General features: G+C 70.1%; 12 protein-coding genes. 10 read left to right on the top strand and 2 right to left on the bottom strand.

The window, feature by feature from the left end:
- Window positions 1-58: 58 nt before the first annotated feature.
- The 8 genes from QF032_RS01165 (at window position 59) to QF032_RS01130 (ending at window position 13,125) form a co-directional block, all read left to right on the top strand.
- On the top strand, window positions 59-3,343 hold the full coding sequence (locus tag QF032_RS01165; protein WP_307054462.1) for a type I polyketide synthase: 3,285 nt from the start codon (window positions 59-61) through the stop codon (window positions 3,341-3,343).
- Window positions 3,340-4,830 (top strand): FAD-dependent monooxygenase, encoded by a 1,491-nt coding sequence (locus tag QF032_RS01160; RefSeq protein ID WP_307054460.1) that lies wholly within the window; start codon window positions 3,340-3,342, stop codon window positions 4,828-4,830. The genes QF032_RS01165 and QF032_RS01160 overlap by 4 nt, the downstream gene beginning before the upstream one ends.
- A gap of 371 nt (window positions 4,831-5,201) precedes the next feature.
- The gene (locus QF032_RS01155) at window positions 5,202-6,446 is read left to right on the top strand and encodes a cytochrome P450 (RefSeq protein ID WP_307054458.1); all 1,245 of its coding nucleotides are present in this window, start codon (window positions 5,202-5,204) and stop codon (window positions 6,444-6,446) included.
- The gene (locus tag QF032_RS01150) at window positions 6,443-6,664 is read left to right on the top strand and encodes a ferredoxin (RefSeq protein ID WP_306945771.1); all 222 of its coding nucleotides are present in this window, start codon (window positions 6,443-6,445) and stop codon (window positions 6,662-6,664) included. The genes QF032_RS01155 and QF032_RS01150 overlap by 4 nt, the downstream gene beginning before the upstream one ends.
- Entirely contained in the window at window positions 6,661-8,121 is a 1,461-nt protein-coding gene (locus QF032_RS01145; protein WP_307054454.1) for an MFS transporter, read from the top strand. Before QF032_RS01150 ends, QF032_RS01145 begins: the two co-directional genes overlap by 4 nt.
- A gap of 206 nt (window positions 8,122-8,327) precedes the next feature.
- Window positions 8,328-9,140 (top strand): hypothetical protein, encoded by an 813-nt coding sequence (locus tag QF032_RS01140; RefSeq protein ID WP_307039169.1) that lies wholly within the window; start codon window positions 8,328-8,330, stop codon window positions 9,138-9,140.
- 26 nt (window positions 9,141-9,166) lie between these two features.
- A complete protein-coding gene (locus tag QF032_RS01135; RefSeq protein WP_307054452.1) occupies window positions 9,167-12,337 on the top strand; it encodes a non-ribosomal peptide synthetase in 3,171 nt (1,056 codons plus the stop codon).
- The gene (locus tag QF032_RS01130; RefSeq protein ID WP_306945764.1) at window positions 12,334-13,125 is read left to right on the top strand and encodes an AfsR/SARP family transcriptional regulator; all 792 of its coding nucleotides are present in this window, start codon (window positions 12,334-12,336) and stop codon (window positions 13,123-13,125) included. Before QF032_RS01135 ends, QF032_RS01130 begins: the two co-directional genes overlap by 4 nt.
- An 81-nt stretch (window positions 13,126-13,206) precedes the next feature.
- Here the strand turns inward: QF032_RS01130 and QF032_RS01125 are convergent, their stop codons facing one another.
- Window positions 13,207-14,715: an MDR family MFS transporter gene (locus QF032_RS01125; RefSeq protein ID WP_307054450.1), complete on the bottom strand. Its 1,509-nt coding sequence runs from the start codon at window positions 14,713-14,715 to the stop codon at window positions 13,207-13,209.
- A 225-nt stretch (window positions 14,716-14,940) separates the two neighbouring features.
- Between QF032_RS01125 and QF032_RS01120 the strand changes: the two genes are divergently transcribed.
- Complete coding sequence (locus QF032_RS01120; protein WP_306945760.1) at window positions 14,941-15,606, top strand: TetR/AcrR family transcriptional regulator; 666 nt, start codon at window positions 14,941-14,943, stop codon at window positions 15,604-15,606.
- Between the two features lie 63 nt (window positions 15,607-15,669).
- On the opposite strand, the gene QF032_RS01115 is transcribed toward QF032_RS01120, so the two are convergent.
- The gene (locus QF032_RS01115) at window positions 15,670-16,446 is read right to left on the bottom strand and encodes a thioesterase II family protein (protein ID WP_307039162.1); all 777 of its coding nucleotides are present in this window, start codon (window positions 16,444-16,446) and stop codon (window positions 15,670-15,672) included.
- 143 nt (window positions 16,447-16,589) lie between these two features.
- On the opposite strand from QF032_RS01115, the gene QF032_RS01110 reads away from it, so the two are divergent.
- Window positions 16,590-20,135 carry a multifunctional oxoglutarate decarboxylase/oxoglutarate dehydrogenase thiamine pyrophosphate-binding subunit/dihydrolipoyllysine-residue succinyltransferase subunit gene (locus tag QF032_RS01110; RefSeq protein ID WP_307054447.1) on the top strand — a complete coding sequence of 1,182 codons (3,546 nt, stop codon included), beginning with the start codon at window positions 16,590-16,592 and terminating at the stop codon, window positions 20,133-20,135.
- The last annotated feature ends 507 nt before the right edge of the window (window positions 20,136-20,642 follow it).

Raw genomic sequence — 20,642 nt, 5'->3', positions numbered from 1 at the left:
CAGGCACCGGCGCGGCTGCGGCCGTCCGCCGACGAGGCTGAGAAGAGGCTGAACCTGCATGACAAACGAAGAGAAGCTCGTCGACTACCTCAAGTGGGTCACGGCCGATCTCCAGCGGACCCGCGAACGCCTCCAGGAGGTGGAGGCCGAACGGCTGGAGCCGGTCGCCGTGGTCGGCATGGCGTGCCGCTTCCCCGGCGACGTCCGTGCCCCGGAGGACCTGTGGCACCTGGTGGCCTCCGGCACCGACGCCATCGGCGGCCTGCCCACCGACCGGGAGTGGGATCCGGACCTGTACGACCCGGACCCCGAGCGGCCGGGCCACGCCACCACCCGTCAGGGCGGATTCCTGTACGACGCGGCCGAGTTCGACGCCGAGTTCTTCGGCATGTCCCCGCGCGAGGCGCTCGCCGTCGACCCGCAGCAGCGGCTGCTCCTTGAGACCGCCTGGGAGACGGTGGAACGCGCGGGTATCGTCCCCGGCACGCTCCGCGGCGAGCGCGTCGGCGTGTACGTCGGCGCGATGTACGGCGACTACGGCTCCCGGCTGCGGCAGGTACCGAGCGACCTTGAGGGCTTCATCGGCAGCGGCAGCGCGGGCAGCGTCGCCTCGGGCCGTGTCGCCTACACCCTTGCTCTGGAGGGCCCGGCGGTGACGGTGGACACGGCGTGCTCCTCGTCCCTCGTGGCGGTCCATCTGGCGGTGCAGGCGCTGCGGCGCGGCGAGTGCGCGCTTGCCCTGGCCGGTGGTGTGACGGTGATGGCCACCCCGGGCGTCTTCGTGGAGTTCAGCCGCCAGCGCGGCCTGGCACCTGACGGCCGTTGCCGGGCGTTCGCGGCGGGTGCGGACGGTACGGGCTTCGCCGAGGGCGCGGGCATGCTGCTCCTGGAGAGGTTGTCGGACGCGCGGCGCAACGGGCACCGGGTGCTGGCGGTGATCCGGGGGAGTGCGGTCAATCAGGATGGGGCGTCGAACGGGTTGACGGCGCCGAACGGTCCGGCGCAGCAGCGGGTGATCCGGCAGGCGTTGGCGGACGCGGGTGTGTCGGCGGCCGAGGTGGACGTGGTGGAGGCGCACGGCACGGGCACGTCACTCGGTGATCCGATCGAGGCGGAGGCGCTGATCGCCACGTACGGCCGGGAGCGGTCCGTGGACCGGCCGTTGTGGCTGGGGTCGTTGAAGTCGAACATCGGGCATGCGCAGGCGGCTGCGGGTGTCGGTGGTGTGATCAAGATGGTGGAGGCCATCCGTCACGGCGAGTTGCCGCGGACGCTGCATGTGGACGAGCCCTCTCCGCACGTGGACTGGTCCGCGGGTACGGTCCGGCTCCTGACCGAACCCCAGGAGTGGCAGTCCTCCGGCCCGCGCCGGGCCGCGGTGTCCTCCTTCGGGATCAGCGGCACCAACGCCCACCTGATCCTGGAGCAGGCCCCTGAGGAGGATCAGCCCACTGCCGTGGAGACGGCGGCGCCGCTCCTGCTGTCGGCGCGGTCGCCGCAGGCCCTGCGGGAGCAGGCGGACCGGCTGCGCGCGCACCTGACAGAGCGGACCGGCATCGGGATGGGAGATGTGGCGTACACACTGTCCACGGCCCGTACGGCGTTCAAACACCGCGCCGCCGTCCTGGGCACCGACCGCGATGCACTGCTCACCGGACTCGAGGCCCTGGCCGAGGGCCGGGAGGCCCCGGGCGTGGTGCGCGGGAAGGCCGTCACCAAGAACCGTACGGCGTTCCTCTTCACCGGTCAGGGGGCCCAACGCGTGGGAATGGGCCGAGAGTTGTACGAGAGCTTCCCGGTGTTCGCCGCTGCCCTCGACGAATTGTGCGGGCATCTGGATCCGCTGCTGGGAAGGTCGCTGCGGGAAGTGATGTTCGACGGTCCAGCCAGGACGCTGGACCGCACGGCCTTCACCCAGCCCGCGCTCTTCGTGTACGAGGTGGCACTGTTCCGGCTCGTCGAGTCCTACGGCGTACGTCCGGATGTGCTGATCGGGCATTCAGTCGGGGAGCTTGTGGCGGCGCACGTCGCCGGCGTGCTGTCGGCCGGCGACGCGTGCGCGCTGGTGGCGGCGCGCGGGCAGCTGATGGAGGCCGCCACGTCGGGCGGTGCCATGGTCGCCGTCCGGGCTTCCGCCAAAGAGGTGGCCGCCTCGTTGCCGGAAGGCGATCCGGTGGTGATCGCCGCGGTCAACTCGCCCGGCTCCACGGTTGTCTCCGGTGACGCCGAGGCCGTGGCCGCGACGGCCGCGCACTGGAGGGAACGCGGCGCCAGGGTCCGCCGGCTGTCGGTCAGCCACGCCTTCCACTCCGCACACATGGACCCGGCCCTCGACAAGTTCCGCGGGGTGGCCGCCACCGTCGAGTTCAGGCCGCCGACCTTGCCGGTCATGTCCAACCTGACCGGCGAGGAGGCCACCGCCGAGCAGCTGACGTCCCCGGACTACTGGACCCGGCACATCCGCGAGACCGTCCGCTTCGCCGACTGCGTCCGCGACGCCGAGGCCCGCGGAGTGACCGCCTTCCTGGAGCTCGGGCCCGACGCGGTCCTCGCCCCGCTCGCCGCCGAGTGCCTCTCCGCCGACGCCCTGTCCGCCGACGCGCTCACCGCTCCCGCCGTGCGGCGCGACCGGTCCGAGGTCCTGAGCCTGCTTGCTGCCCTGTGCCAGCTCCACCTGCACGGAGTCGCGGTGGACCGGTCCGCGCTGGTCCCACCGGCCGGCACCGTAGAGTTGCCGACGTACGCCTTCCAACGGCGCCGGTACTGGTTGCGGGACACGGTCGCCGAGCCGGGCGAGCGGCTGGACGGCTGGTTCTGGACGGCCGTGGCGAACGGCGACACCGAGGCACTCGTCGACACCCTTGGTCTCACCCCCGGACAAGTGGCCTCCGCCGAAGAACTGTTGACCGCCGCGCGACGGTGGCGCGAGAACGCGCTGAGGGCGGCCGCGGTGCTCGACGGCCCACCGCCGGCAGGGGACGCCCGGGAAGCTGTCGCGGACGGTCTGCCGCACGGTCCCGACGCGCTGGCCGAGTGGCTCGCGGGGCACGACCGGGCCGGCCGGGAACGCCTGTTGCTGATCCTGGTCCGCACCATGGCGGCCCAGGTGCTCGCGCTGCCCGGCCCCGACGACCTCGACCCGGAGGCCGACTTCCTCGACGTCGGGTTCTCCTCGCTGACCGCCGTGGAGCTGCGCAACCGGCTGTGCGCCGTGACCGGACTGCCGCTGCCGCCTGGCGTCATTTACGACCTGCCCACCTCGCGCACGGTGGCGGCCTATCTGGACGAGGAACTGGGCGAGAGGGAAGTGGTGGGCGAACCGATCCCGGAGGCGACGCCGTGAACGACACCGTGGTAATCGCCGGCGGCGGACCCGCAGGTCTGATGCTGGCCTGCGAACTCCAGCTGGCCGGGGTGCCCGCCGTGGTTCTGGAGGGCCGGCCCGTACGCGAGCGGTCGTCCGGCGGGATGCTGCTGCACGCCCGCTCGGTCGACGCGCTGCGCAGACGCGGGCTAGCGGACCGCTTCCGCGACGCCACCACTCCCGTCTGGCCGCGCACCCACTTCGCCTTCCTCTGGCTGGACCTGTCCGAACTCGACACCGACTACGACCTGATCGTCCCGCAGTGGCGTACCGAGGAGCTCCTGGAGCAGCGCGCTGTGGAGCTGGGCGTGCGCGTCCTGCCCGGCCACCGGCTTGTCGGGCTGCGCGAGGACGCCGACGGGGTCGCGGTCCGGGTGCGTTCCGCCGCCGCTGAGCAGGTGTTGCGCTGCGCCTATCTGGTGGGGTGCGACGGTCCGCACAGTACCGTGGCTGAGCTGGGCGGCTTTGAATTCCGAACGTTGGCGCCGTCGTACTACGGAGTGATCGCCGACGTGCAGGTGTCCGGAGACGCCCAGGAGCACTTCCGGGCCGGTGTCCACCCCGACGGCCAGTTCGGCGTGCTGCCTATGAACCCGAGCGACCCGTCCGAAGTGCGGCTGATGACCGTCGAGTTCGACCGTGAACCGCCGGCCGCCGACGTGCCGGTGACCGCCGAGGAGATGCGCGCCGCGATCCGCCGGATCACCGGTGCCGACGCCGACTTCACCGAGCCGCGCTGGATGACCCGGTACGGCAGTCCCACACGGCTGGCCACCTCCTACCGCAAGGGACGGGTGCTGCTCGCCGGCGACGCCGCCCATCCGCATCCCCCGTCCTCGGGCAACGGACTGAACACGGCCCTGCACGACAGCCTGAACCTGGGGTGGAAGCTCGCTGCGACGGTCCGCGGCTGGGCGCCGCCCGGCCTGCTCGACACGTACCACGACGAGCGGCACCCCGTGGGTCGCCGGGCCTGTATGCGCGCGCTTGCCCAGGTACCGCTCCAGCACCCGCCGGAGCGGGCGGAGCCACTGCGGGAGCTGTTCACCGAGCTGATCGAGTTCCCCGAGGTCAACCGTCACCTGGTCCAGGCCGTCACCGACGTCCGCTACTCGATCGCCTACCCCGGCCTCCCCGCCTCCCCGTTGCTCGGCGCCACTCTCCCCGACGTGGCCCTGCGCACCGCGGACGGCGAGGTGGAGGCAGCGGGGCTCTTGACGGACGGCCGCGGGCTCTTGCTGTCTCTCGGCGTGGACGAGGCACCCGATCTCACTGGCTGGGCGGACCGCCTGGACGTCGTCCGCGCGGACAAGGCGGAGGACCTGGACGCCCGATGGCTGCTGCTTCGGCCCGACGGCCATATCGCCTGGGCCGACACGGGCGAGGGCGACCGGGACGCGCTGCGGACCGCGGTGACGACCTGGTTCGGACCGGCCCGGAAGCCACGAACCGCCCGAACGAGCTGACCGGGAGACGTCGGCCCGAAACGATGCCGGCGTGCCAGGGGCGAGCCACGGCATCACTGCGGGGTCCCGCACGGAGCCCGGTCGCGCCGGAAGAGATCCAGTGCACCCTTCCGTCGGAACCCGGTGTAGCGCTCGTCCGAGAGTCACTCCTGGTCACAGCGTATTTGACTACCCGCGCACCGTTCGGTTCGCCACTCGCCGACGGTCTGCCCGCCGAACGTCCGGGGCCGCCGCTGCCCGTCCGTCTCGCCGGGCGCAGGCGCTTAGTCCTGCCTTAAGGGCGTCATTAGGTGCCCCCTCCATCCTGGCTGAAGATGCACCGTGTGCGGCCGGTCGCCGTACACGGTTCGGACGTCGGAGGGAGTTGGCGGATGAACCAGACGGCGGCGCAACACCAAGGGTGCCCGGTCGCACCGGGCACCCCGGAGGAACGGATCCGGAGATGGAGCACCTACCAACCGTGGCTCCAGGCCGACCCGGTCGGCGCGTGGCATGAGCTCCGGGAGCACGGACCGGTGCTGCGCTCCGAGGAGTTCGGCGGCTACTGGATCCTCACCCGCTACGCCGACATCGAGTGGGCGGCGCGCAACCCAGACCTCTTCTCCAGCGCCGACATCGGCATACCGAACCGCCAGATCTACAAGGACAAGCTGATCCCGATCCAACTCGACGGGGAGGACCACCGCAAGTGGCGGCAGGCCCTGTCGGCTCTGTTCAACCCCGCCGTGGTCGGCCACATCACCCCGCAGATCCGCGAGGCGGCCGTGGACGCCATCGAGCCCATCGCCGCCCGCGGTTCCTGCGAGTTCGTCGAGGACTTCGCGGTCCGGCTGCCCGCCGAGACCTTCCTGATCAACTTCGGCATCGACCGCTCCTACCTGCCTGAACTCCTCGCCCACAAGAACTGGTTGCGTCGCGAGGGCCTGCCGAACGCCAGGAACGACGAGGAACTGCACGCGGCCGGACGGCCGTTGTGGGAGTTCTTCAGTGCGGCCGTCGACGCACGCCGTGCCGAGGGCATCGAGGGCCGGCGTGACGTCATCAGCTCACTCCTGCGCGCCGAGCACGAGGGCCGGCCGCTGACCCAGGACGAGATCGTCAACATCATCCTGATGACGATGTTCGCCAGCCTGGACACCTCCAACTCGCTGCTCAGCATGGTTTTCCGCCACCTCGCCGAGCACCCCGAGGTCCAGCGCACGGTCGTCGGGGAACCGCACCGCCTCCCGGCCATGGCCGAGGAGTTGATCCGCCACGAGGCGATGGTCTCCACTGCCCGTGTGGTCACCCGGGACGTCGAACTGCACGACGTCAAGCTTCGTGCGGGCGACCGGGTACTGATGTCCTGGGGCTTCGCGGGACTCGACCCTGAGGTCTTCGAGCGTGCCGACGAGGTCGACTTCGACCGGCAGTCGGTGCGCCACCTCGCCTTCGGGATCGGCCCGCACCGCTGCCTCGGCATGCACCTGGCCCGCCGGATCGTCAAGGTCGCGCTGGAGGAGTGGCACGCCAGGATCCCGGAGTACCACATCACCCCCGGCACCGAGCCGGTCTCCCGCTACTCGCCCATTCGCGGTCTGGACCGCCTGGACCTCACCGTGGGGGCGGCCCGATGAGCAAGCCGATCGGCATCCGGGTCGACGCCGAGGTTTGCCAGGGGTTCTCCCTGTGCCACGCCATGGCGCCCGAGGTCTACGAGATCGACGAGGACACCGGTTTCAACGGCATGGGGGAGTTCGAGGTGCCCGAACGGCTGCGCGGCCCGGCCGCGCGTGGGGCTGCGGCCTGCCCCGAACGCGCCATCAAGCTGCTGTCCGAGGAGGTGGAGCGGTGAGCGAGCCCTCGCTGCTGTCCCAGAACGCCGGCACGGAGGACACCGCGACTGCGGTACGGCATCCCGGTGTCACCCTCGCAGTGATCATCAGCTGCCAACTGATGATCGTCGTCGCGACGACCGTGGTGAACATCGCGTTGCCTGGCATCCGGGAGGACCTCGGCTTCTCGCCGACCGACTTGTCCTGGGTCGTCAACGCCTACATGCTGACCTTCGGCGGCCTGCTCCTGCTCGGCGGCCGGTGCGGTGACCTGCTCGGCCGCCGGGCGGTCTTCCTGACCGGCATCGCGATCTTCACCGCCTGCTCGCTGCTGGCCGCGCTCGCGCCGACGGCGCCGGTGCTGCTGGCAGCCCTGGTGGGCCAGGGCCTGGGCGCCGCGCTCGCCGAGCCGACCTCGCTGGCGATGCTGGCCACCACCTTCGCGGAGGGCCCGCGGCGCAACCGTGCGCTCGGCGCCTTCTCCACCGTGGCCGGCGCGGGCACTGCTGTGGGGATGATCCTGGGCGGCCTGCTCTCCCTGGCCTCCTGGCGTTGGACCCTCTTCCTCAACGTGCCGATCGGCATCGCCGTCCTGCTGGTCACCCCGCGGTTCGTTGCGGAGTCCGAACGCCGGCCCGGCCGGTTCGACCTGGCGGGCGCTCTGACCTCCACGGCCGGCATGGCGGCGCTGGTGAACACCTTCATCCAGGCGCAGAGCCACGGTTGGACCGACCAGGCCACGCTGCTCTCGGGCGGAGCGGCCATGCTGCTGCTGGCGATCTTCGTGGTGGTCGAACTGCGGGCCGAGCAGCCGGTGGTGCCGCTGCGCCTGCTGGCCCGCCGTGAGCGTGCGGCCGCCTATGCGGACACCCTGCTGGTCGGTGCCACCGTCTCCGGACTGTTCTTCTTCCTCACCCAGTTCCTGCAGACGGTGCTGGGATACAGCGGGCTGCGGGCCGGCTTCGGGTTCCTGCCCCTGGCCGTGCTCATGGTGGTTTCCGCGTTCGCCGCGCCGCGCCTGCTGACCCGGTTGGGTGCCCGGCCGCTGCTGGTCGTCGGCGCGGCGGTGCTCGGGGCCGGGACGTTCTGGTTCTCCCGCATCACCGAGGAGACCGGCTACGCGAGCGGGCTGGCCGTTCCGCTGGCCCTGGTCGGGCTCGGGCTGGGGCTGACCATCATGCCGCTCAACTCCATCATTCTGGCGGGAGTGTCCCGCGGGGATACCGGTGCTGCCTCCGGGCTCCAGCAGGCCATGCTCCGGGTGGGTGCCTCGTTGGGCCTGGCATTGCTCGTCACGGCGGGCGGGGGTGGCTCCGGAGCCCATCGCGCGCCCGCGCCCGGTGCGGGTCACGGCGCACTCGTGCACAGCATTGAGACGGGATTCACGGTCGCCACAGGTTTCGTTCTCTGTGCACTGGTTCTCGGACTGACCGCCTTCCGGAAGAGATCGACCGAACCCGCTCGAAATGACAACTGACGATCTTTCAGGGCAGTAATTCGACTGTTATGGCATCGCGCGTGAGTGCTAAGTTGCCATTGCATCCCCTCTCTGGCTTGAAAGGAATTCCATAGGTTTGTAGTTGCGTTTCTCGCAACACCGGAATGAGGTATTCCGTTTACCTCTTCAGGCAAGGTGGTAGCAAAAGATTCCCCAAATTCATCTCAAGAATTCGGAATGGGATAATGACCGCGAATGTATGGAATGTTCTGAGCGGCACCGGAGCCGCCGCAGCAGTGCTCGCCTCCGACTTTCCGGCGACCGGCCGCACCGTCGCCGGATTCGGCGACCTGGTGCGTGAGCTCGGCGATGCCTCGCCCGCCGTCTGGGAGACCGCCCCACCCCGCCCCGGCCGGGAAGCCGGAATGACCGGAGAGGACTATCTCCGGCACTGGCAGCCCGGCGTCGAGTCCGCCGGACCGGTGAACGCGGTGCTCGGCTTCTGCGTGGGCAGCGTGTTCGCCGCCGGCCTGGCCGCCGAGATCGGCCGCCGGCAGGGCAAGGCGCCGCGCCTCGTCCTGTTCGACCCCGAGCGGCCCGACGCCGACCTGCTGTACCGCCACTACCACGAACTCATCGGCGGCCTCGCCCCGATGCTCTCCCCGGACGAGGTCGACGAGGCGCGCCGCGCCGGCGAGAACACCCGGCGAGCGCACACGGCCATGCGTCCGCTCGCCGAGGAACTGTGCGAGCTCTTCGGCAAGTACGGAGAGCCCGCCTTCCGGCGCACCGGCTTGGATGCGGAGCGCGGCGCCGAAGTCGTCGCCACGTTCGCCTCCTTTCTCGGCTACCTCGTCGCCGCCTCCGACCTCGACCCGCGCGAGGACTGGGCGAACGCGGTCGCCATCAGCTCCGCCACGCCACACAGCGGCCTCAACCCCCTCCCCCCACGGGAACGTTCGGCGCTGGTTGCCCGCGAGATCTCCTTCGAACTCCCGCACACGGAGCTGCTCCGCGACACCGGCGTCGCGCGAACGGTGTCCGAGCTTCTCGCGTGACGGTGCCCGCAATGGAAGGAACAGCAATGCAGGTGTTGGGAATCGGGGCGTCCACCGAGGTTCGCGGCCTGGACAGAGCAGAGGCCGCCAGCCGTAAGGAGGAAGCCCTCTGGCTGTTGGAGCGACTGGCCCCGCGCAGCGCGGCCAACAACCTGTCGGTCGCATTCCGGGTGGACGGTAGGCTCCAGGAGTCCCCGTTGCAGGAGGCCCTCACCCTCCTGGTGCGCAGACATGAGACGCTGCGCAACGTCTACCGGGCCTCCGGAGCCCATCTCACCCGGTCCGACCTCGCCCCCTCGGCCGTAAGCCTCGTCCCGCGCGTGCTCACCACGTGCCCGGAGGACCTCGACACCGACCTGACGGCCTTCGTCGCCGAGCGCTTCCCGCTCGACGGCAGCCTGCTGCTGCGCGCCGCCATTTTGCGGGGTGCTGACGGCGACGTGTTCTGCCTGGCCGTCCATCATCTGGTGTTCGACACCCTCTCGGGTGTCTCGTTCCTGTCCGAACTGGCCGAAGCCTACGGCGCGCTTGTGGGCCCCGGTGTACCACCGCCGGCCCTGCTGGAGCCGGTGCCGGCCCTCGTCGAGCCCGAGCCCGCCGAGGAGAGCCTGGGGTTCTGGCGCGAGCAACTCGCCGACTACGACCTCAGCGCTCTCGACCTGTGGTGCGGGGTGCCGGACGCCGCCGAACCCACCCTGGTCGGCGACCGTGTGCTCCACGATTTATCCGAGGGCGCTCGAGCGGCGGTGAAGCGACTTCAGCGGGAGCTCCGGGCCCCGGAGGCGGCCGTCCTGCTCGCCGCCTACCAACTCCTCCTGGCCACCCATGGCGCCGGACCCGACCTAGCGGTCGGCTCGCCCGTGGACGTACGCCCGCGTGAGGCGGCGGGCGCCATCGGCTACCACGTGAACGTGCTTCCCCTGCGGACCCGCGTGACACCGGAGCAGACCGTCCGAGCCTTCGTCCGCGGCACCCGTGACGCCTTCTTCGATGCCTTGGCGCACGCCGACGTCCCGGTCGACCACCTGACCCCGCTGGTATCGCGCGGCGGCTCCAACTGGCGGAACATGCTGTTCCGGCACCTCTTCAACTATGTGCCCGGCAGCGTCCTGCCCCGGTTCACCATCGGCTCACTGCAGGCCGAACCGCTGGTAGTGGAGAACGGCTTCAGCAAGTTCGACCTGGAGTTCTTCGTGGTCGCCACATCGGACGGGCTGCGTGTCCGGGCGGTCTACTGCACCGATCTGCTGACCCGTCAGGACGTCGAACTGCTCCTGGAGCGCTACGACGCCCTGCTGGTCCAACTGGCCGAGGACGTCGAGCGGCCGATCGGCGCATTGCGGGTGTGGAGCGACCGGGACCGCGAGGTGATCACGGCAGCCAACCGGACCCAGGCGGAGGTGGGTTCGGAATCGGTCCTGTCGGCGTTCACGGCCGGGCTCCTGGCCCGCCCGGACGCCCCGGCGATGCACACGGCGGACGGCGCCACCAGCTACCGGCAACTGTGGCACGCGGCGCTCGCCGTGCGGGAGCAGCTGACCGAGGCCGGGGTGCAGGGCGGTGACGTGGTCGCCGTCGCCGCCCTGCGCGGCCCCGAACTGGCCGCGGCCGTCCTCGGGAGCTGGCTGGCCAATGCCGCCTACCTACCGCTCGACCCTGAGCATCCTGAGCAGCGGATCGCCTACCAGCTTGCTGACTCCGGAGCCCGCGCCGTCCTCGCCGGGCCGGGAGTCCACCTGCCGGGCGCGGCCAGCCGGACGGTGCTGACCCTGGCCCTGGCCGGTGACGCGCCGGCCCGGCCGCTGCCCGCCGAGCCCGTGGCGGCCGACCCCGCCGCAGCCGCATATCTCATCTACACGTCGGGCTCGACAGGCCGGCCAAAAGGCACGGTCGTCGGCCACCGTGCGCTGGCCAACCTCGTCGCCCACTTCGGGACCGAGCTGGACGCGGGCCCGGACACCACCGTGGTGTGGCTGACCACCTTCTCCTTCGACATCTCCGGGCTGGAGCTGTATGTCCCGCTCGCGTACGGCGGCAGTGTGGTGGCCGCACCGGACGCAGCCCGCACCGACGGCGGCGTGCTGCGTGAGCTGATCCGACGGCACGACGCGGACGTCGTCCAGGCCACCCCCACCACCTGGCGGTTGGTGCTCGAAGAGACCGGGCCCGCGCTGCGCGGCCGGCGCGTCCTGTGTGGCGGTGAGGCGGCGCCCCAGCCGCTGGTGAAGCGGCTGCTGGCCACCGGCTGCATCCTGCACCACGTCTACGGCCCCACCGAGACCACGATCTGGTCCACCTCGGGGATCCTTCGGCCGGGCGACCCCGAGCCCGCCGGGATCGGCCGACCCATCGCCAACACCCGGGTCATGGTGCTCGCACCGGACGGCACCGAACTGCCCATCGGTGTGCGTGGTGAGCTGTGCATCGGCGGCGACGGCGTCGCCCACGGCTATCACGGCAGACCCGAGCTGACCGCCGAACGGTTCGTGGACGATCCCCAGCGGGGCCGCTACTACCGGACCGGGGACCTGGCCTGCTGGCGGGCCGACGGCACCCTCGAACTGCTCGGCCGGGCCGACCGCCAGATCAAGCTGCGCGGCAACCGGATCGAACCGGGTGAGATCGAGGCCGTACTGCTCGCACACCCCTCGGTCCGTGGCGCGGCAGTCGCGCTGGTCGGCGATCCCGACACCGACGCGGCCCTGGTCGCCTTCGTCGAACCGGCCCGCGCCCGTTCCACCGATGCGGCCGAGGACCTGGTGGAGCGGCTCTGGGAGCACGCTCGGGCCGAGCTGCCGCGTGCCTTGGTACCGCAGGAGTTCCTGGTCCTGGACACGCTGCCGACCACACTCAACGACAAGGTGGACTACGCGGCGCTGGCGGAGCTAGCCCGTGCGCGGCGTGCCACGCCGGCGCCCCCGGGGCCGGCGGACGACACCGCAGACGCGTTGGTGCGGGACCTGATCGGGCTGTGGCAGCGCGTGCTGAACCGTCAGGACATCACCGCGGACACCAACTTCTTCTCCCACGGCGGCCATTCACTGCTCGGAGCGCTGGTGGTGCAGGAGGCGGAGGCACTCCTCGGGGTGAGGGTGGCACTGTCCGAACTGTTCGAGCATCCGACGCCGTCACGGCTGGCCGGACATCTGCGCGCGGCCGGAGGGGACCAGACAGAGGGAAGGCGGGAGGGCGAATGAAGTACCAAGTACTGGGGCCGCTCCAGGTCGTCGACCGCGGTGTCGTCCGCCATATCACTGCACCCAAGATGGAGAACGTGCTCGCGACCCTGCTGGCTCGTGGCAACCAGGTTGTCTCGGTGCAGCAGCTCACGCTGGAGATCTGGGGCGAGAACCCGCCCCGGCGGGCCACCTCGGCGATCCACGTCTACATATCCCAGCTGCGCAAGCTGCTGTCCGGAGCCACGTCGGACGAGTCCGCACGCCCGGTCGGCCCGATCGTCACCTCGACCTCGGGTTACCTGCTCCAAGTGAAGCCGGACGACCTGGACTGCCGGGTCTTCCAGCGGCTGGTGCAGCGCGGGCGCGCCGAACTCACCGCACGCCGCTTCACGGCGGCCAGCGCGACCCTGTCCGGCGCGCTCGACCTGTGGCGCGGCTCGGCGTTCGGCCGGCTCGGCAACGGGCCGATCGTCACCGGGGTCAGCGACTGGCTGGAAGAACTGCGTCTGGAGTGCATCGAGATGCAGATCGAGGCCGAACTCGCCCTCGGCCACCACCGCGAGCTGGTGGGCCAGCTGTACCGGCTGATCTCGGAGCACTCGCTGCACGAGGTCTTCTACGCGCAGTTGATGCGTGCGCTGTTCGCCTCCGACCGGCGCGCCGATGCGCTGGCTGTGTACGCGCAGGCCGCGGACGTCCTGCGTAGCGAGCTGGGCTTGGAACCCGGGCTGCGCCTGCGCGAGTTGCAGCGGGTGGTGCTGATTGCGGACAGCCGGCACCGCGTGGCGCTGGCACCAGCGGTCTGACGGAACAGGGTGGTCGGCCCCGTGGCGAGCGCTCGTCACGGGGCCGACTGCTTCCAAGTGGCGCAAACCCGGTCCGTGGACTCAGCTCGTGGACCCTGCCTGCTGGGGCTTGGCCGGCGCGGGGGCCTGGGCTGCCTGCGCCTGCTTGCTCTTGTCCTGCAGGAACAGCGCCACCACGAAGGCGATGACGAAGAACGGAAGAGCCCAGCGGAACATGCTCTGGGTGCCGCTCGCCACGGCGTCCACGTACGCTGTGCGCGCCGACTGGGACAGCGACTCGATCGCGCTCGAACCCGCACGCCCGCCGTTGTTGTGCACGGCGCTCAGCTCGGCGGGGGAGAGCTTGGAGTCGAGCGAGTCGGTCAGTCGGCTGGTGAACACGGCCGCGAAGAGCGCCGTACCGAACGAGCCGCCGACAGAGCGGAAGAACGTCAGTGTGCCGCTGGCCACGCCCATGTCCTTCAGCTCGACGCTGTTCTGGGTGATGACCATGACGTTCTGGAACAGCAGGCCCAGTCCGATGCCGAAGACCACCATGTAGACCGAGGCGATGACGCGGGAGGTGTCCACGTCCAACAGGGACAGCAGGAACGAGCCGACGCTCAGGAACGCCCCGCCGGCCAGGAGGATCGGGCGGTGGCGGCTGGACTCGCTCATCAACCGGCCGCTGTACATCGAGGCGACCAGCATTCCGCCGAGCACGGGGAGCAGCAGCAGACCGCTGCTGGTCGCGGACAGACGCTGCACGCTCTGCTGGTAGACCGGCAGGTAGGTGATGGTGCCGTAGAGGGCGATGCCGACGAGGAAGCCGAGCAGCAGGCTGGCCACGAAGTTGCGGGAGCGGAACAGGTGCGGCGGCAGAATCGGCTGGGCGGCCCGGCGCTCGACCACCACCGTGGCGACGACGGCGACCACCGCCAGCGCGATCAGACCGAGAATGGTGGGCGAGCCCCAGGCGTACTGGTTGCCGCCCCAAGTGGTGAACAGCACCACTGCGGTGCTGGCCACGGAGAGGAGGGCGGCACCGAGGTAGTCGATGCGGCCGGCGCCCCGGTTGTGCGGCAGGTTCAGCCGGGCCGCAACGAACCAGACGGCGACGGCGGCGATCGGCACGTTGAGGTAGAACGCCCAGCGCCAGGAGGCGTGGTCGGTGAGCGCGCCACCGAGCAGCGGACCGCCGACGGTGGCGACCGCGCTGAGGGCGGCGATGTAGCTCTGGTACTTGCCGCGCTCCTTCGGGGGAGCCATGACACCGATCACCGCCATCACGCCCACCATCAGGCCGCCCGCGCCGATGCCCTGCAGAGCACGGAAGGCGATCAGCTGCCCCATGGACTGGGCGACGCCGCAGAGCACGGAACCGATCGTGAAGATCAGGATCGAGGCCAGGAGCAGCTGCTTGCGGCTGAAGAAGTCGCTCACCCGGCCCCAGAGCGGGGTGGAAACCGTGGAGGTCAGGATGTAGGCGGTGATGACCCAGGAAAGGCGGTTGAATCCGCCGAGGTCACCCGCGATGGTCGGCAGAGCGGTGGTGACGATCATCGCGTCGAGCATGGAGAGCAGGAGCGCGAGCATCAGCCCGGGCAGCACTCTCCGGAGGCCGGAGTTGGGGCTTGGCGCCGCTGAAGTTGACACGGTGGGGACTCCCCGGAATGGAAGGAACGGGTGGAACCAGCCGGACTAACCGGGTCCACGGACCCGGTTGCGGACGATACGGGGCCGCCGCCCCGGTTGTCAACGAAGTGCGGTTACACTCGAAGGCCTCCGCCGCCTTGAGGCGTATCCGCGGGGATGTTGTCACGACCGGGAGGCGCCATGGCAGTCGGAAAATCGACGGGGCTGGACTCCGCCATCCCCTATGCGCCGCCACCCCCACGGCCGCTGCGTGCCGACGCCCGCCGCAACCGCGACCAGATCCTCGCCGCCGCGCTGGAGACCTTCGCAGTGGAAGGGCACTCGGTCTCGCTTGATGAGATCGCGCGCCGCGCCGGGGTCGGGCCGGGTACCGTGCACCGGCATTTCCCCACCAAGGAGGTGCTGTTCGAGGCCGTGATCATCACCCGGATCCAGCGGCTGACCCAGAAGGCCCGCGCGCTGACCGGCCTGGCGGATCCCCTCGGGGTACTGTTCGGCTTCCTCTTCGACGTCCTGGAGGAGGGCCGTGCCAAGAAGGACCTGGTCGACGCGCTGATCGGGGCGGGGGTCGATGTCGGCGAGGTCACGGGCCCAGCCGCCCTCGGCCTGAACGAGGCACTCGGCGAGCTGCTGACACGGGCTCAGGAGGCCGGGGTCCGCGAGGACGTGACCGTCGCCGATCTCATGGCCGTCATGGCGAGCACCCTGATCGCGGCGCAGCGCACGGGTGACGCGCAGCTGCCCGGCAGGATGCTCGCGGTCTACTGCGAAGGTCTGTGCGGCGAGGGCAGCTTGACGGCCGAGCGGTGGAAGCGGGCCGGTGACGGCCCGGCACGGGCGGAGTGACATGTGAAACGGGGGTGGGAGCGCCGCGCACGGCGGCGCGCGCCGAGGCGGGCGGGTCCCGGCTCACATGTGCTCGCGCAGCGCCGCCCGAATCCGGGCTACGACGGCATCCCTCTGCTGCTCCAGATAGAAATGGCCGCCCGGCAGCACCTGCAGGTCGCAAGCGCAGCTGGTGTGCTCCTCCCAGGGGAGGGCGTCCGCCTCCGAGACCCTTGGGTCGGCGTCCCCGATCAGCACGGTCACCGGGCAGGCGACCGAGGCCCCCGGCGCACACCGGTAGGTCTCGATGGCCCGGTAGTCGGACCGGATCGTCGGGAGAACCAGGGCACGCAGTTCGGGATCGGTGAGCAGCGCGGGATGAGTACCGCTGAGCGCCTGCAGCTCGGTGACCAGCCCGTCGTCGTCCTTGCGGTGCACGAATTCCGGCCGGAAGACGCTGGGTGCCCGCCGGCCCGAGGCAAAGAGGCGCAGCACCCGCGGACCCGGCCTGTCCTCCAGCCGCCGGGCCGTCTCGAATGCCACTGCGGCGCCCATACTGTGGCCGAAAAACGCCAGGGGCTCGACCGGGTGACGCATCCTCAGCACCTCGGCCGCCCGGTCCGCCAACGCGCCGATCGTGTCCAGGCAAGGCTCTCCGCGCCGGTCCTGCCGCCCCGGATACTGCACCGCCAATACCTCGATTCCGGGCCGCAGGAGTTTGGCGTACGGGAAGTAGAAGCTTGCTGATCCCCCGGCGTGCGGGAAGCATACGAGGCGAAGTCCGGGGACTGCGGATCCGCTTTCCGAACCTGCGTCGAACGTCCGTATCCAGGCGTCGTAGTCGAGTGCTGCAGCGGTCATGGGTGCTCCTTGTGGGTGTGGAACTCGGCAGTTGCAGGCTAACCGCAGCCGGTCCTATTCTGCTGGCCGATTACTGCAAATCAACGGAAGCGCGGAGTGGTCTCCGCGGAGAGATTTTCGTTACCGACGGAAGTTGAACACCGATGCGTGAGGGATCAGTTCCGATTCAGAGTTTCGGCGCCAACGAGTGGGTCGTCGAAGAAATCCGCCAGCAGTACCGCGAGGACCCCGATTCGGTCGATCTGTCCTGGCGTGAATTCTTCGGTTCTCAGAGAGCGGGCGTCGGGACCCGGTCCGAGGCCACCGGCGGCAGGTTGATCCCCGACGCTTCGACCGCCCCCGCCATCGCGCCGGAGCGGATCCCGGCCCTCACCGGCGACTCCTCCCCGGACATTCCCACGGCGACATCGGTACGGGCGTTTCCCGCCAAGTTACTGATCGACAACCGGATCGTCATCGACAACCATCTCAAGCGAGCCCGTGGCGGGAAGACGTCCGTCACGCACCTCGTCGGATACGCTCTGGTACGCGCGGCGCGGCTCCATCCGGGCATGAACCACGGCTACACGGTGCGGGACGGCAAGCCCACCCTGGTCAAGCCCGAGCACATCAACCTCGGCCTGGCCGTCGACGTGGTGGAGCCGAACGGCGCGCACCGGATGGACGTCGTGGTCATCGAGCAGGCCGAGACGATGGACTTCAGGACGTTCTGGCAGAGCTGCGAGGCCGCCGTAGCCCGGGCTCGGGAGAGCCGGCTCACCCCGGAGGACCGCACCGGGGTCACCCTGACGCTCGCCAACCTCGGTGCCATCGGCACGGTCCACGCGGTGCCGCGCCTGCGGCAGGCCCAGGGAACGATCGTGGTCGTCGGCGCGATGGAGTACCCGGCCGAGTTCCAGGGCACCTCCCAGGACACACTGAACAGGCTCGGCGTCTCGAAGACCATGACCCTGACGTCTACGTACGACCATCGGGTGATCCAGGGCGCCGCCTCCGGCGAGTTCCTGCGGACCATGCACCAACTGCTGCTCGGCGAGGACGGCTTCTACGACGAGGTCTTCACGTCGCTGCGCATACCCTACGAACCGGTGCGCTGGGTCGCCGACGTGGCTGACGCGCACGACGACGTTGCCAAGGCCGCCCGGGTCTTCGAGCTGATCCACTCCTACCGGGTCCGCGGCCACGTCATGGCCGACACCGACCCGCTGGAGTACAAGCAGCGCAAGCATCCCGACCTGGACATCGTGGAGCACGGGCTCACCCTGTGGGACCTGGAGCGCGAGTTCGCGGTCGGTGGTTTCGCCGGCAAGTCGATGATGAAGCTGCGCGACATCCTGGGCGTGCTGCGCGACTCGTACTGCCGCACCACCGGCGTCGAGTTCATGCACATCCAGGACCCGAAGCAGCGCCGCTGGATCCAGGACCGCGTGGAGCGCCCGCACACCAAGCCGGAGCGCGAGGAGCAGCTGCGCATCCTGCGCCGGCTGAACGCGGCGGAGGCCTTCGAGACCTTCCTGCAGACGAAGTACGTCGGCCAGCGAAGGTTCTCCCTGGAGGGCGGCGAGTCCGTCATCCCGCTGTTGGACGCGGTCCTGGACTCGGCCGCCGAGTCCCGCCTGGACGAGGTCGTCATCGGCATGGCCCACCGCGGCCGGCTGAACGTCCTGGCGAACATCGTCGGCAAGTCGTACGCGCAGATCTTCCGCGAGTTCGAGGGCAACCTCGACCGGAAGTCGATGCACGGCTCCGGCGACGTGAAGTACCACCTGGGCGCCGAGGGGACCTTCACCGGCCTGGACGGCGAGCAGATCAAGGTCTCGCTGGCCGCGAACCCCTCCCACCTGGAGACGGTCGACCCGGTCATCGAGGGCATCGCCCGCGCCAAGCAGGACATCATCAACAAGGGCGGGTCGGACTTCACGGTCCTGCCGGTCGCCCTGCACGGCGACGCCGCCTTCGCGGGCCAGGGCGTGGTGGCCGAGACCCTGAACATGTCGCAGCTGCGCGGCTACCGCACCGGCGGCACGGTCCACATCGTCATCAACAACCAGGTCGGCTTCACGGCCGCCCCGGAGTCCTCGCGCTCGTCGATGTACGCCACCGACGTGGCGCGCATGATCGAGGCCCCGATCTTCCACGTGAACGGCGACGACCCGGAGGCCGTGGTACGCGTCGCGCGGCTCGCCTTCGAGTTCCGCCAGGCGTTCAACAAGGACGTGGTGATCGACCTCATCTGCTACCGCCGCCGCGGTCACAACGAGTCGGACAACCCGGCCTTCACCCAGCCGCTGATGTACGACCTGATCGACAAGAAGCGCTCGGTGCGCAAGCTCTACACCGAGTCCCTGATCGGTCGCGGCGACATCACCCTGGAAGAGGCCGAGCAGGCGCTGCAGGACTACCAGGGGCAGCTGGAGAAGGTCTTCACCGAGGTCCGCGAGGCCGTCACCGCCCAGCCGAGCGCGGGCCCGGTGTCGGACCCGCAGGCGGAGTTCCCGGTCGCCGTGAACACCGCGATCTCCGCGGAGACCGTCAAGCGGATCGCCGAGTCGCAGGTCAACATCCCCGACTACTTCCACGTCCACCCGCGTCTGCTGCCGCAGCTGCAGCGCCGGGCGTCGATGGTCGAGGACGGCACGATCGACTGGGGCATGGGCGAGACCCTCGCGGTCGGCTCCCTCCTCCTGGAGGGCACGCCGGTCCGGCTGTCCGGCCAGGACTCCCAGCGCGGCACCTTCGGCCAGCGCCACGCGGTCCTCATCGACCGTGAGACGGGCGAGGAGCACACCCCGCTCCAGTACCTCGCCGACGAGCAGGCGCGCTACAACGTCTACAACTCCCTGCTGTCCGAGTACGCGGTCATGGGCTTCGAGTACGGCTACTCGCTGGCCCGCCCCGACGCGCTCGTGATGTGGGAGGCGCAGTTCGGCGACTTCGTCAACGGCGCGCAGACGGTCGTCGACGAGTACATCTCGGCCGCCGAGCAGAAGTGGGGCCAGACGAGCGGTGTGACGCTCCTCCTCCCGCACGGCTACGAGGGCCAGGGCCCGGACCACTCCTCGGCCCGCGTCGAGCGCTTCCTCCAGCTCTGCGCCCAGAACAACATGACGGTCGCGATGCCGACGCTCCCGTCGAACTACTTCCACCTCCTGCGGTGGCAGGTGCACAACCCGCACCACAAGCCGCTGGTCGTCTTCACCCCGAAGTCGATGCTGCGGCTGAAGGCCGCCGCGTCGAAGGCGGAGGAGTTCACGTCGGGCCAGTTCCGCCCGGTCATCGGCGACACGAGGGTGGACGCGGCCGCGGTCAGGAAGGTCGTCTTCGTGGCGGGCAAGCTGTACTACGACCTGGAGGCCGAGCGCACCAAGCGTGGCGCCACGGACATCGCGATCGTCCGCGTCGAGCGCCTGTACCCACTGCCGGGCGCCGAGCTCCAGGAGGAGATCGCCAAGTACCCGAACGTCGAGAAGTACCTGTGGGCCCAGGAGGAGCCGGCGAACCAGGGCGCCTGGCCCTACATCGCCCTCAACCTGATCGACCACTTGGACCTGGCGGTCGGCGCGGACGTCCCGCACGGCGAGCGCCTGCGGCGCATCTCCCGCCCGCACAGCTCCGCCCCTGCGGTGGGCTCTGCGAAGCGACACCGCCAGGAGCAGCAGGGCGTCATTGAAGGGGTCTTCATGCTCTGATGGCGTTGTCGAGTCGCTGGGTCGACCGACATGGTAGGGGTCCGGCTGGGCGGGCATGGCATGGGTGGATCTCATCTGATGCCGACTGGCGCGTGGCGTCGGCGATCCCCGCTAGGGTTCACATCTCGTCCATAGTTGCTCTCGGCGGGGGTCTTGTTCGTGTCGTGGATTGCCGCTCGTCGTGCTTCGGACCGGCTCGGATCGGGAGTCTCCGGGTGGTCGGGTGCTGGGCACGGGTGGGATGTGCACCGTGTACGCCGCGGTCGGGGAGCGGGTAGCGGTGAAGGCCGGGCAGGCCGCAGATGACCACTTCCGGGCCCGATTCCGGCGCGAGGTGCAGGTTCTGCGGCGAGTGTCGGGTCCGTGTCTGGTGCCGCTGCTGGCGGCCGATCCCGACGGCAATGCGAGGCATGTCAGTTCGGCCTCTGGCCGCCGGAGCGTCAGTATGTGGCCGTGACCGCAGGCTTGGAGTGAATCCGCTCCAGTGGACCCAGCCGGTTCGGGCCT

Source organism: Streptomyces achromogenes (assembly GCF_030816715.1).
GTDB lineage: Bacteria > Actinomycetota > Actinomycetes > Streptomycetales > Streptomycetaceae > Streptomyces > Streptomyces achromogenes_A.
The sequence above is the reverse complement of the archived record's forward strand: the minus strand, read 5'-3'. Positions and strand labels throughout refer to the sequence as shown.

What these genes read in the sequence shown, in the direction of transcription:
- QF032_RS01110 (WP_307054447.1), top strand. Translation starts at nt 16,590, where the DNA reads ATGCGTGAGGGATCAGTTCCGATTCAGAGTTTCGGCGCCAACGAGTGG.
- QF032_RS01120 (WP_306945760.1), top strand. Translation starts at nt 14,941, where the DNA reads ATGGCAGTCGGAAAATCGACGGGGCTGGACTCCGCCATCCCCTATGCG.
- QF032_RS01165 (WP_307054462.1), top strand. Translation starts at nt 59, where the DNA reads ATGACAAACGAAGAGAAGCTCGTCGACTACCTCAAGTGGGTCACGGCC.
- QF032_RS01140 (WP_307039169.1), top strand. Translation starts at nt 8,328, where the DNA reads ATGACCGCGAATGTATGGAATGTTCTGAGCGGCACCGGAGCCGCCGCA.
- QF032_RS01150 (WP_306945771.1), top strand. Translation starts at nt 6,443, where the DNA reads ATGAGCAAGCCGATCGGCATCCGGGTCGACGCCGAGGTTTGCCAGGGG.
- QF032_RS01115 (WP_307039162.1), bottom strand. Translation starts at nt 16,446, where the DNA reads ATGACCGCTGCAGCACTCGACTACGACGCCTGGATACGGACGTTCGAC.
- QF032_RS01155 (WP_307054458.1), top strand. Translation starts at nt 5,202, where the DNA reads ATGAACCAGACGGCGGCGCAACACCAAGGGTGCCCGGTCGCACCGGGC.
- QF032_RS01130 (WP_306945764.1), top strand. Translation starts at nt 12,334, where the DNA reads ATGAAGTACCAAGTACTGGGGCCGCTCCAGGTCGTCGACCGCGGTGTC.
- QF032_RS01135 (WP_307054452.1), top strand. Translation starts at nt 9,167, where the DNA reads ATGCAGGTGTTGGGAATCGGGGCGTCCACCGAGGTTCGCGGCCTGGAC.